At 47.1% G+C, this 12,480-nt stretch carries 11 protein-coding genes; all 11 read right to left on the bottom strand.

All coding sequences use genetic code 11. The annotated features are described in order from the left end of the window. Positions 1-204 precede the first annotated feature (204 nt). Entirely contained in the window at positions 205-474 is a 270-nt protein-coding gene (gene rpsO, locus MHZ95_RS01790) for a 30S ribosomal protein S15 (protein ID WP_239388784.1), read from the bottom strand. 128 nt (positions 475-602) lie between these two features. Continuing rightward, positions 603-1,547 (bottom strand): bifunctional riboflavin kinase/FAD synthetase, encoded by a 945-nt coding sequence (locus MHZ95_RS01795; RefSeq protein ID WP_239388785.1) that lies wholly within the window; start codon positions 1,545-1,547, stop codon positions 603-605. A 12-nt stretch (positions 1,548-1,559) separates the two neighbouring features. Beyond that, positions 1,560-2,471, bottom strand: a complete 912-nt coding sequence (truB, locus tag MHZ95_RS01800) for a tRNA pseudouridine(55) synthase TruB (RefSeq protein WP_239388786.1) — start codon at positions 2,469-2,471, stop codon at positions 1,560-1,562. Between the two features lie 125 nt (positions 2,472-2,596). Next, complete coding sequence (rbfA, locus tag MHZ95_RS01805) at positions 2,597-2,947, bottom strand: 30S ribosome-binding factor RbfA (RefSeq protein ID WP_239388787.1); 351 nt, start codon at positions 2,945-2,947, stop codon at positions 2,597-2,599. Positions 2,948-2,969: 22 nt separating this feature from the next. Continuing rightward, positions 2,970-3,248: a DUF503 domain-containing protein gene (locus MHZ95_RS01810; RefSeq protein WP_239388788.1), complete on the bottom strand. Its 279-nt coding sequence runs from the start codon at positions 3,246-3,248 to the stop codon at positions 2,970-2,972. Beyond that, complete coding sequence (infB, locus tag MHZ95_RS01815; protein ID WP_239388789.1) at positions 3,245-5,572, bottom strand: translation initiation factor IF-2; 2,328 nt, start codon at positions 5,570-5,572, stop codon at positions 3,245-3,247. Before infB ends, MHZ95_RS01810 begins: the two co-directional genes overlap by 4 nt. 13 nt (positions 5,573-5,585) lie before the next feature. Further along, positions 5,586-5,897 carry a YlxQ family RNA-binding protein gene (locus tag MHZ95_RS01820; RefSeq protein ID WP_239388790.1) on the bottom strand — a complete coding sequence of 104 codons (312 nt, stop codon included), beginning with the start codon at positions 5,895-5,897 and terminating at the stop codon, positions 5,586-5,588. Next, a complete protein-coding gene (gene rnpM, locus MHZ95_RS01825) occupies positions 5,894-6,172 on the bottom strand; it encodes an RNase P modulator RnpM (protein WP_239388791.1) in 279 nt (92 codons plus the stop codon). Before rnpM ends, MHZ95_RS01820 begins: the two co-directional genes overlap by 4 nt. A gap of 18 nt (positions 6,173-6,190) precedes the next feature. After that, on the bottom strand, positions 6,191-7,387 hold the full coding sequence (gene nusA / locus MHZ95_RS01830; protein WP_239388792.1) for a transcription termination factor NusA: 1,197 nt from the start codon (positions 7,385-7,387) through the stop codon (positions 6,191-6,193). A 21-nt stretch (positions 7,388-7,408) separates the two neighbouring features. Next, positions 7,409-7,885, bottom strand: coding sequence for a ribosome maturation factor RimP (gene rimP / locus MHZ95_RS01835; RefSeq protein WP_239388793.1), 477 nt, complete (start codon positions 7,883-7,885; stop codon positions 7,409-7,411). A gap of 251 nt (positions 7,886-8,136) precedes the next feature. After that, the gene (locus MHZ95_RS01840; RefSeq protein ID WP_239388794.1) at positions 8,137-12,453 is read right to left on the bottom strand and encodes a PolC-type DNA polymerase III; all 4,317 of its coding nucleotides are present in this window, start codon (positions 12,451-12,453) and stop codon (positions 8,137-8,139) included. Positions 12,454-12,480: the final 27 nt, after the last annotated feature.

The following is a 12,480-nucleotide window of genomic DNA, read 5'->3' on the forward strand; positions in this document are numbered from 1 at the left end:
AGGCGTAATTGATTATCATATACCGTCATCATGACACATTTATATAGTATAACACTTTATTGTGGAATCTAAAATAGAATGGGGTAAATGGTATGTGTAAATATTCCTGAATATAATTCCAACCTGTCGGCATTTATATTTTCATCAAGTCTAGTGAATATCAAAAAAAGCAGGCGCAATGCCTGCTTTTCGGTAGTCATCTTATTAACGGCGTAGGCCGAGTTTAGCAATAAGATCACGGTAACGCTGAACTTCGTTTTCACGTAGGTACTTCAAAAGTCTTTTACGTGTTCCGATCATTTTGTAAAGACCGCGACGTGAGTGGTGGTCTTTCTTATGCGTACGGAAATGTTCTGTCAGGTTATTGATCTCTTCAGTAAGGATAGCGATCTGAACATCTGCAGATCCAGTATCGTTTTCATGAATTTTGTATTCGTTGATCAATTCATTTTTACGCTCTTGTGTAATAGCCATCCTTTTCACCTCCAATGATTAAGATATCCCCGGTTCCCGAGCAAACGTTGGTGAATCGCTTTGCCAAGGAATGGTTCGTGCTTAATGGCACTTATCAAGTTTAGCATACTGGCATTTGAAATGCAACCTCAACGTTGTGCCGACAGGATCTCTTTTGCTTGTTGTGCATCTTTTTTCAGCTGTTCAATCAATGCATCTACCGAATCAAACTTCTTTTCTTCCCGTATATGCCCAATCCAATCGACAGCCACTTCTTTTCCGTATAGATCACCTTCGAAGTCCAGTACATACACTTCCACAACCGGCGCTTGGGCTGTTTCATGAAAGGTCGGCTTCACACCGACGTTGCAGACACCATCAAGGGTCTTTCCTTCCACCGTAAACTGGACTGCATAGACGCCGTTCGCAGGGAGGACCGGTTTGTTGTCAGGTAAGACGTTAGCTGTCGGGAAACCGAGCAAACGGCCGCGTTTTTCACCATGGACGACCTTCCCGATCGTGCGAAACGACCTTCCTAAAAGGGAGGAGGCCTCTTCAACATTTCCTGCCGCCAGCAATTGACGGATTCGGGATGAGGAAACTTTCTCTTCTTTGTCCGTCACTTTATCTACAACCGTTGTGCCATATTCTCCGTTCGCTAAAGCCGCCATTTGTTCCATCGTACCTGCCCCTTTTGAACCGAACGTAAAATCGAAGCCGGCTGTCACATGTTTGACCCCTAGCTTTTTTATAAAAATATCAACGAATTGTTCAGGTGAAAGCGATGCAAGTGCCCAATCGAACGTGACGACAAACAGCGTATCGACGCCCATTGTGCGAAGCAATCGGACTTTCTCTGGAAATTGTGTAATATAGCTTACTTTGCTCGTTCCATCCCCGAAAAGATGGGAGGGATGCGGGTCGAATGTCATGACAGCAGAACGGATGCCAAGCTCTCTTGCTTTCTCCTGTGCTGCTCGGATAACGGTTTGATGCCCTTTATGCAAACCGTCGAAAAAGCCAATGGCCAGTGAATACGGTTCATCATGACCGCCAGCCGTTTTTTCCGGATAATGTAATCTATGGATCTCCATTGTTGTCACCCCTTATTTATTCAAAGGAAACATCTTTTCAGGTTTCATCAACCCCGGTTTTGTAGGATGTTTTTTATAGACCGCCACTGCCCGATTCCCTTTGGTGAACACGATCGGGCTTCCGTCCTGTAATTGTGGATGTTCAGGCAAAACTTGTCCATTCAGTACTTTGTCATAGAGCTCCCCATCGATTTCCACCGTTTGAAAATCGGCTAATGCCTCTTCAAGCGGTCTTAAAAGGGTGCCGATCTGCCCTTTTCCCTGCAATTCCTTCACTTCATCCAATGTCCGGCAGTCACCTTCTCTGAAGCTTCCTGAAGCTGTACGGACGAGGGAAGCCATATGTGCTGGATAGCCGAGCAACTCACCGATTTGAACGGCTAGCGTCCGGATATAAGTTCCTTTGCCGCAAGCGATCCGGATGCGGAACTGGATGACTTCCCCTTCCAACAAATCGACGGCATCGAGCCACTCGATTTCATGGATCTGCACTTTCCGTTCCGGCCGCTCGACTTCAATTCCTTTGCGTGCATATTCATAAAGCTTACGGCCCTTCACTTTCACCGCAGAATACATCGGAGGGATTTGTGTAATCTCCCCTGTCAATTGAGCAAGCGCTTCCTCTAACTCGTTTCGTGTCACGCGTTTCATCGACAAATCGGAAGCGACGATCGCACCATCGGCATCTTCCGTTTCCGTTGAAGTCCCGATCGAAACGACGGCGACATATTCTTTTCCGGAATCTGTCACATACTCCGCCACTTTCGTTGCCTGCCCGATACAAATCGGCAATACGCCTTCCACATTCGGATCAAGCGTGCCCGTATGACCTACTTTTTTGGTACCGAGAATTTTCCGCAATTTGAAAATGCAATCATGTGAGGTCATCCCTTTTTCTTTCCATAATGGCAAAATTCCGTCCATAATTAAACCCCTCTTTAGCGTTCAACTTTCATTCATATGTATGGAAATAGAGGAAGCCGGAAAATCCATGCGGACACCGACTTCCTCCATTTTAACATTTTCTAATTGTCCAGACTCCACTTTTTTTAGTCCTCTTGATCTGTTTTCACCTGTCTGAGAAGCGTATCGATCCGATTTCCGTAGGCAACGGAATCATCGAATTCGAACTTGATCTCCGGTGTGACGCGAAGTCTGATTCGCTGGCCGATTTCAGTGCGAATGAATCCCTTCGCTTTATTCAGGCCTTTCAGCGTCTCTTCTTTTTCTTGCTCTTTTCCAAGCACTGAAATAAAAATCGTCGCTTGTTGAAGATCGCCGGTCACTTCGACGTCAGTGACAGTTACAAAACCGATTCGTGGATCTTTCAATTTTTGGCCGATGATGGCGCCCAGTTCTTTTTTCATCTGTTCTGCGACACGGTTAGCACGCATGGACATGGATGGTCACCCCGATTCCGTATCAATAATAATCGAGTGTAAGGTTGGACATTTCCCATTCCGGATTGGACTCCAGAAAACGAATCGCCCGCCTTACCTCACGCTCAGCAGCATCCTTCGATGATGCCGTGGCAACAATTGCGATTGTCGTCCGTTGCCATAGGTCTTGATGGTCCACTTCCGCGATAGAGACATTATAAGCATTTTTCACTCTGTCCGTCATACGCTTCAATACAGATCGCTTCCCTTTTAAAGAAGCTACGTCCGGAATGAAAAATGTGCATTCCGCATAGACAATCATACCCGTTTAATTTCCTCCATCACGTAGGCTTCAATGATATCGCCTTCTTTGATGTCATTGAAGTTTTTAATCGTAACTCCACATTCATACCCTTTTGCGACTTCTTTCGCATCGTCTTTGAAGCGTTTCAACGTATCCAGTTCCCCTTCAAAAATGACGATATTATCACGGATGATTCGAACGCTTGAGTCACGTGTAATTTTACCGTCTGTTACATAGCTTCCCGCAATCGTACCGATTTTAGACACTTTGAATGTTTCACGAACTTCAAGTTGGCCGATCACTTTTTCTTCGTATTCCGGATCAAGCATACCTTTCATCGCGGATTCGATTTCTTCGATCACCTTGTAGATGACACGGTGTTGACGAATATCGACGCCTTCTTCTTCCGCTGCACGTTTTGCATTGACATCCGGACGAACGTTGAAGCCAATCACAATCGCATTGGAAGCCGCTGCCAATGAAATATCCGATTCATTGATCGCCCCGGCACCCGTGTGGATGATTTTGACATTGACTCCTTCGACCTCGATTTTCATGAGAGAGGCTGCCATCGCTTCAACCGTACCTTGTACATCTGCTTTTACGATGAGGTTCAATTCTTTCATTTCACCTTGTTTCATTTGATCGAACAAGTTATCGAGCGTAACGCGTGTTTTCTCCACACGTTGCTCTTGCAATGCCTCGCCCGCTCTGGATTCACCGATTTGACGCGCTGTCTTCTCATCTTCGAAGACGACAAAACGGTCACCCGCTTGCGGTACATCGCTTAGTCCTGTAATTTCAACCGGCGTAGATGGTCCGGCTTCTTTAACCCGTCGACCAATGTCATTGATCATTGCACGAACTCTTCCGTATGTGTTGCCGACAACGATCGGGTCACCGACATGAAGTGTTCCATCTTGGACAAGAAGGGTTGCCACGGATCCGCGGCCACGATCCAATTGTGCTTCGATGACCGTTCCACGAGCACGAATTGCAGGGTTCGCCTTCAGCTCGCCGACTTCGGCAACGAGCAAGACCATTTCAAGCAGATGATCGATCCCTTCACCTTTCAATGCGGAAATTGGTGCAAAAATCGTATCGCCGCCCCAATCTTCAGCAACGAGTCCATGTTCTGTCAATTCCTGCATAACACGATCCGGATTCGCCGTCGGTTTATCCATCTTGTTCACTGCTACGATGATCGGTACTTCTGCCGCTTTCGCATGGTTGATCGCTTCGATCGTTTGTGGCATGACACCATCATCCGCCGCTACAACAAGAATGGTAAGATCCGTTACTTTCGCTCCACGTGCACGCATCGTCGTGAATGCTGCGTGGCCCGGTGTATCCAAGAACGTGATTTTCTTGCCGTGTTCTTCGATTTGGTAAGCACCGATATGCTGGGTGATCCCTCCAGCTTCGCCTTGTGTTACTTTCGTATTTCGGATCGAATCCAATAATGTCGTTTTACCATGGTCGACGTGCCCCATGATTGTCACAACCGGTGGACGCTCTGTTTGTCCCTCGGCCGTTTCTTCGGACTCCTCGAAATAGATTTCAAGATCTGTCACATCAATGCGGATTTCTTCTTCTACCTCTACACCGTAGTCGGCACAAATCAGTTCGATGGCATCTTGGTCAAGCTCTTGGTTAATCGTCGCCATGACACCAAGCATGAACAGTTTTTTAATGATTTCGGACGGTTCACGATGGAGCTTTTGCGCCAATTCTGCCACGGACAATGATTCGTAAAACGTGATTTTTTCCGGTAACGGTTGTTCCACTTTCGGCTGTGGTGCTGGACGGTATCTTCTTCGCCCTTGGTTAATTCCCTTTGCGGGCGGACGACCGCCGCGACCACCTGGACGGTTCTGTCCGCCTTGTGCTGGACGATTACCGCCTTGACCGCCTGTTGGACGGTTTTGCCCGCCTTGCGCTGGACGATTACCGCCTTGGCCGCCTGCTGGGCGATTTTGTCCACCTTGTGCTGGACGATTACCACCTTGGCCGCCTGCTGGGCGATTTTGTCCACCTTGTGCTGGACGATTACCACCTTGGCCGCCTGCTGGGCGATTTTGCCCGCCTTGCGCTGGACGGTTACCGCTTTGGCGGTTATTTTTTTGTCCGTTGTTCGTGTTGTTAGCAGATGTGTTCGGCTTCGATGTTTGTTGATTGCTTGTTTTGCCGGCAAATTTACGGTCCAGTTTGGAAACCGCCTCCGAATCCAAAGTCGCCATATGGTTGCTGACACTCACATTATTTTTTGCTAACTCATCAATTACTTCTTTACTTGTCCGATTCACTTTTTTCGCGTATTCATGTACACGTATTTTCGTCATTAGCCCACCCCCGTTAATATTCGTTGAGGAGCCCGGACAATTTGCCGGCAAAGCCGGCGTCCGTTAGCGCGAGGACAACTCGCGACTCTTTTCCGATGGCATGCCCGAGATCTTCCCGACTCCCGAAGACATGCTTCTCAACGTTATAAGACGTACATTTATCAGTTATTTTTTTCATTGTGTTTTTAGAGGCATCTTCCGACACAATGACAAGTTGTGCATTGCCCGCACGAATTTCACGCACGACCAATTCCTCACCTGTTATGATTTTTCTTGCCCTTGCAGCCATACCAAGCATTTGAAATATCCGTTTCGAATCGGTCATTTCAGTGCCTCTCGTCGGATGGCATGGAGTAGATCTTCATAGACTTGTTCTGGTACTGCCGTGCCCAGTTGACTTTCAATCGATCGATTACGGCGTGCCAACTCCACCGCTTCCTCGGATTTCGAAACATACGTCCCGCGACCGGATTTCTTACCAGTGAGATCGACTGAAACTTCCCCCTCTTTTGTGCGGACGATACGGATCATTTCCTTTTTCGGGAACATTTCACCGGACGCTGCACATTTTCGTAAAGGAATTTTTTTCATGCTCGCCATCTATGGTCAGCCTCCTTCTCAGTCTTCGTCGTCCGAATACAAATCGATTGTTTCTTCCTCAAACTCAGTGGACGCTTCGTCTTCCACAAAATAAGGATCGTTCAACGCGAGTTCCTCATCCAATTGCCCTTCTGCTTCTTCCACGTGCGTTTCATCAAATGCTCGTGGATAGATGCCGAGTTCACGGGCATCCGTCTCGCTTTTGATATCAATTTTCCAACCTGTCAATTTTGCAGCAAGTCGGGCATTTTGTCCACGTTTCCCGATTGCAAGCGACAATTGATAGTCAGGTACGACGACCGTTGTCGACCGGTCTTCTTCGTTCACTTGAACGTCGATCACTTTTGACGGGCTTAGCGCGTTCGCCACAAAGATGACCGGATCTTCGGACCACTCAACGATATCGATTTTTTCGCCATTCAATTCATTGGAAATCGATTGAACACGTGCACCTCTTGCTCCAACACATGAACCGACCGGATCCACCTCTTCGTTATTCGTATGGACCGAAATTTTGGAGCGATCACCCGCTTCTCGCGCAATCGATTTGATTTCGACGATGCCTTCGTAAATTTCTGGCACTTCGACCTCAAACAGCCTGCGAAGAAGACCTGGATGGGTTCTGGAAACAAACACTTGAGGACCACGTGACGTACGTTCAACTTTTGTAATATACACTTTTATGCGGTCATGGGGTTGGTAAGTTTCAGTGGAAATCTGTTCGCCTGCCGGCAATACCGCCTCCACTTTTCCAAGACCGACATAGAGGTTGCGTGCATCTAATCGCTCGACAATCCCGTTGACGATATCATCTTCCCGATCTACGTACTCTTCATAGATCAGCCCACGCTCCGCCTCTCTCACGCGCTGTGTCACGACTTGCTTAGCCGTTTGAGCGGCAATCCGGCCAAAGTCACGTGGCGTCACTTCTTCCTCGACGATGTCTTCTAATTCATAAGCCGGATTGATGCGCTGTGCATCTTCAAGCGAGATTTGTAAACGATCATCCTCCACTTCGTCTACAACGTCTTTCCGGGAATAGACTTTCATCGTCCCCTTATCTAGGTTCAAATCGACCCGCACATTCTGTGCCTGATTGAAATTGCGTTTATACGCAGTCACAAGTGCCGCTTCGATCGCTTCTACCAATACGTCCCTCGAAATGCCTTTCTGTTTTTCAAGGGCAGTCAATGCATCGAGTAGATCACTACTCATGTTCATCACTCCTACATTCAATTATGCGGAAAAATCAATAGCCAAGCGGGCAAATGCGATTTTTTCCTTTTCAATGACAACCGTCAACTTTCTAGTCTTGATGCGAACTTCAATTTCTGCAGCTTCTGGTCCATAGCTTAACAAGTAACCTTCGAATTCCTTCATGCCCTCAATCGGTTCATACGTCTTTATGAAGACGTACTGGCCGATCGCCTTTTGGAAATCCTCTTCTTTCTTCAACGGTCGTTCTGCTCCCGGTGAAGAAACTTCTAGAAAATAATTTTGTGGAATCGGGTCTGTACGATCAAGTTCTTCGCTTAATTTTTCACTAACTTGCGCACACTGATCGATATCGATATTGCCTTCAGGCGTATCGATATAGACACGTAAAAACCAGTCTCTTCCTTCTTTCATGAACTCGATGTCGACAAGCTCCAGCTCAAGGTCTGTGACAATCGGATTGACGAGTTTTTCAACCTCTTCCGTAATTTTACTCATCTAATTCCTCCCGAAATCTTTTTCCTGTAATCAAAAATAGTACAGAACAACAGAAAAGAGCGGGAATCCCCACTCTTTTTGCGCAAGACTTATTACAAAAGTTAAGTTTATCATACCACACGTTATTTAGCCGTGCAAACAAACCGGGCTGCGAAGGGCCCGGTTTGTATAATTTCCGCGCACTTTGCGGAAATTATACAGAAATAGCTAAACCGACCCCATTATCGCAATTTCAAAACGAAGCGAAAACCTTAAAACAGCGATAACTGATTCGCTTCCGGCATTCCTTCAAGACAGCCGAGCGAATCCATATACTCGGTCACCGTCTTCGATACGCGTCCCCGTTGCTGAAGGTCCTCTTTGGACAAGAACTCCCCGTCTTTCCTCGCTTCTACAATCATTTTAGCGACGTTTGTACCGAGCGAAGGAATCGAATTGAACGGTGGAATAAGCGAATCCCCATCGATCAGGAATGTCGTGGCATCGGATTTATACAAATCCGGCTTTGCAAATGAAAAGCCGCGTTCGCACATTTCCAAGGCGATTTCCAACACCGTCAATAAACTCTTCTCTTTCGGGGAAGCATCCAAGCCTTTTGCATTGATCTCTTTGATCTGTGCCCGGATCGCATTTGATCCTTTCGTCATCGTCAGCAAATCATAATCGGTCGCACGCACAGAGAAGTAGGCTGCGTAATACATGATCGGATGATGCACTTTGAAATAAGCAATGCGAAGCGCCATCAATACGTAGGCGGCCGCGTGCGCTTTCGGGAACATGTATTTGATCTTTTTACACGATTCGATATACCAATTCGGTACACCTTTCGCTCTCATTTCCGCTTCGAATTCAGGTGTCAGACCACGGCCTTTCCGTACAAACTCCATGATTTTGAAGGCCACGGAAGGTTCAAGTCCTTGGTAAATGAGGTACACCATAATATCGTCACGACAACCGATCACATCGGACAATTCACATGTTTTATTCTGTATCAATTCCTGTGCGTTGCCGAGCCAAACGTCTGTCCCATGGGATAATCCTGAAATTTGGATCAGTTCCGAGAATGTCGATGGCTTCGTCTCTTCCAACATCTGCCGAACGAAGCGTGTCCCGAATTCCGGTACACCGAGTGTGCCAGTCTTACAGCCGATCTGCTCCTCAGTCACACCTAGCGATGAAGTGCCGCTGAATAATTCCATGACCCCTTTATCGTCCGGTGGAATGGTCATCGGATCGATTCCGGAAAGGTCTTGTAACATTTTGATCATCGTCGGATCATCATGTCCAAGAATGTCGAGTTTCAACAAGTTGTTATCGATGGAATGGAAGTCAAAATGCGTCGTCCGCCAACTTGATTCCACATCATCCGCCGGAAACTGGATCGGCGTGAAATCGAATATTTCCATCGTATCTGGCACAACGATGATACCGCCGGGGTGTTGCCCGGTATTCCGTTTAACGCCTGAACAACCTTGCACAAGCCTATCGATTTCGGCGCCACGGAAATGCAGATTATTATCGTTCATATAGCCACGCACATAGCCATACGCTGTCTTTTCGGCGACCGTACCGATTGTTCCTGCACGATAGACGTAATCCTCCCCGAACAGCTCCTTCGTATAATTATGCGCATGTGCCTGATAATCACCACTGAAGTTCAAATCGATATCCGGAACTTTATCCCCATTAAAGCCAAGGAACGTTTCGAACGGAATATCTTGTCCATCTTTTTTGAATGCAGTGCCGCAAGATGGACAGTTTTTATCAGGTAAGTCATAACCCGAACTGACGGACCCATCATCAAAGAACTCGGAAGTCTTACAAGACGGGCAAATATAATGCGGTGGCATCGGGTTCACTTCCGTAATTTCCATTAATGTGGCGACTAGGGAAGAACCGACAGATCCACGTGATCCGACAAGATAACCATCATCCAACGACTTTTTCACCAGCTTATGGGAAATGAGATAGATAACAGCGAATCCATGGCCGATGATGGATTTCAATTCTTTTTCAATCCGCGCCTCAATGATTTCAGGCAACTGCTCGCCATAAATACGGTGAGCCATCGAATAGGTCAATTCCCTTACTTCATCATCCGCACCTTCGATTGTCGGTGTATAAAGATCGTCCTTGATCGGTTTGACGTCGCCGATTTTTTCTACGATCGCAAGCGGGTTATCAATGACGATTTCTTCCGCTACTTGCTCCCCGAGGAAAGAAAACTCTTCCAACATTTCGTCCGTCGTCCGGAAATGGACTGCAGGCAGTCCATGCCGGTTCATCGGGTTGGCACCACCTTGCGAACGGACAAGCACTTGACGGAATGTCGCATCCGTTTCATCGATATAATGAACGTTGCCTGTCGCACATACGGGAAGACCGACCTTTTTCCCGAGCTTCACCATTTTCCGCATGATGTCTTCCATATTCCATTCATCCCGGATTAGTTCCAATTCAATGAGATGTGAGTAAACAGGCTTGGGATGAATTTCGAGATAATCGTAAAATTTTGCGATTTCCTCCACTTCATCCATCGACTTTTGCATCAGCCCTTCAAACACTTCCCCTTTATCACAACCGGAACCGACGAGTAACCCTTTCCGATATTTCGTCAGTAAAGAACGTGGAATTCGTGGTACCCGGTAAAAATAATGCATATGGGAGTAGGAGACGAGCTTGAATAGGTTCTTCAACCCTTCATCATCTACCGCCAACAGTGTACAATGCGACGGGCGTGAACGTTTGTAAGCATCCCCTTCGCCGATATGACGGTTGAAGTCATCCAGATAGACGATCTCTCTCTCCTCAGCTTCTTTCATCAATTTCACGAAAAGATGTGCCGTCGCCTCGGTATCATAAATGGCTCGGTGATGTTGGGTCAGTTCAATGTTATACTTTTTCGCCAGCGTGTTCAGCCGGTGATTTCGCAGTTCTGGATGGATGAAACGAGCCAGTTCGAGCGTATCGATGACCGGATACGCTTTAGGTGGTAATCCCGCTTTCTTGGACGCTTCATAAAAGAATCCCATATCGAACTTCGCATTATGGGCAACAAGTATCGAATCCCCGATGAATTCACTGAAGTCTTTAATGACTTCCTCGACTTCAGGGGCATCTTTCACCATGTCATCGGTGATGCCCGTCAACTCGGTTGTCGTTGACGATAGTGGATGATGCGGGTTGGCAAACCGTTCGAAAGACTCGATAATTTCACCGTCTTTCACTCTGACTGCGGCAAGCTCGATAATGGTGTCGTACACCGCAGATAGACCGGTCGTTTCCACGTCAAATACGACATAACTATCTTCATCCAACTTGCGGTGCTGTTCATCATAAACAATCGGGACCCCATCATCCACCAAATTCGCTTCCAGTCCGAAAATGACTTTAATACCATTTTTCTTGCCAGCCGCATACGCTTCCGGAAACGACTGGACATTTGCATGATCAGTAATGGCGATGGCAGGATGTCCCCATTTTGCCGCTTGCCCGACAAGTGCGGAGGCGGACACGACCGCATCCATCTGACTCATTGTCGTATGGGCATGTAGTTCGATCCGTTTTCGATCTTCCGGGGCATTGTCCTTTCGGATGACGGGTGCCACTTCCATAATATCCTGTGCCATCATAATCAGATCGCGGACGAATGTATCGTTCTGAATCCCTCCGCGTGCCCGGACCCACATACCTTTTTTCAAGGACTTCATCATTTCCGCATCTTCATTGTCACGAGAGAACATTTTGACAAGGATGGAGTCCGTATAATCCGTCACTTTCAGCGTTAACAGCGAGCGGCCGCTTCGCAATTCTCGGATCTCTGTATCAAAGACATACCCTTCGATAGTGATCCGGCGTTCTTCGTCTTGAATCTGCTGGATTTCCATGATCGGCTCGTCTTGTTTGATCGGAACACCGAGTCGGAATGGTCCGGATACCGCATCGCCATTTTCCTTTTTCGACGTTTCACGTTGTTTCATATCCGCCAACGCTTTTTGACCAAGCGCTTCCTCTTCCGCCTCCCGCTGAGCAAAGAATGCCATCCGAGCGGCTTCCTCCTCACTGTTATCCCCTTCCTGAATCCGGAAATCGACGATGGGACGAGGAAAACCGAATGCTGTATAAGCATTCGCAATCAATTCACCATATTTGTTTTTCATCGTTTGCAATTCCATATCGTTCGTGCAATGTAACATCAATTTACCACCGGACAGCACCGGTTTCTGCCCGATCAACCGCTGTCTGATCGGCGGCGACATGGCACTCATTTCTTCGATGATAAAAGGCCAATAGTCTGTCAGTAATTGATCGTCCGTTACCGGATTAGCGGATGTGACATGAAGCTTGACAGTCGCGATCGCCGCAAAGGCTTCGTTGACACGGCGTGCAAAAATAGTGAAAACGTTGACTGGCAACGGTTTGGGAACCGTTAAATTGAATTGCCACACCCTCGATTTCCGATGAATGTTCACCCGGTTCAGTTCAGCCTGTTCAAAGTGGATCACGAATTCATCATCGGTCATACCGATTTGTTGCAGTAACATTAACAGCTTATTCTGGGCGTCCATATGCCTCCCCTTTCCATATGTAGTGAA

Origin of the sequence: Sporosarcina sp. ACRSM (assembly GCF_022346545.1) — a bacterium.
Taxonomy (GTDB): Bacteria; Bacillota; Bacilli; order Bacillales_A; family Planococcaceae; genus Sporosarcina.

Excerpts from the sequence above, each read along its gene's own strand:
- rpsO (WP_239388784.1), bottom strand. The coding sequence starts at position 474 with ATGGCTATTACACAAGAGCGTAAAAATGAATTGATCAACGAATACAAA.
- MHZ95_RS01795 (WP_239388785.1), bottom strand. The coding sequence starts at position 1,547 with ATGGAGATCCATAGATTACATTATCCGGAAAAAACGGCTGGCGGTCAT.
- truB (WP_239388786.1), bottom strand. The coding sequence starts at position 2,471 with ATGGACGGAATTTTGCCATTATGGAAAGAAAAAGGGATGACCTCACAT.
- rbfA (WP_239388787.1), bottom strand. The coding sequence starts at position 2,947 with ATGTCCATGCGTGCTAACCGTGTCGCAGAACAGATGAAAAAAGAACTG.
- MHZ95_RS01810 (WP_239388788.1), bottom strand. The coding sequence starts at position 3,248 with ATGATTGTCTATGCGGAATGCACATTTTTCATTCCGGACGTAGCTTCT.
- infB (WP_239388789.1), bottom strand. The coding sequence starts at position 5,572 with ATGACGAAAATACGTGTACATGAATACGCGAAAAAAGTGAATCGGACA.
- MHZ95_RS01820 (WP_239388790.1), bottom strand. The coding sequence starts at position 5,897 with ATGACCGATTCGAAACGGATATTTCAAATGCTTGGTATGGCTGCAAGG.
- rnpM (WP_239388791.1), bottom strand. The coding sequence starts at position 6,172 with ATGGCGAGCATGAAAAAAATTCCTTTACGAAAATGTGCAGCGTCCGGT.
- nusA (WP_239388792.1), bottom strand. The coding sequence starts at position 7,387 with ATGAGTAGTGATCTACTCGATGCATTGACTGCCCTTGAAAAACAGAAA.
- rimP (WP_239388793.1), bottom strand. The coding sequence starts at position 7,885 with ATGAGTAAAATTACGGAAGAGGTTGAAAAACTCGTCAATCCGATTGTC.
- MHZ95_RS01840 (WP_239388794.1), bottom strand. The coding sequence starts at position 12,453 with ATGGACGCCCAGAATAAGCTGTTAATGTTACTGCAACAAATCGGTATG.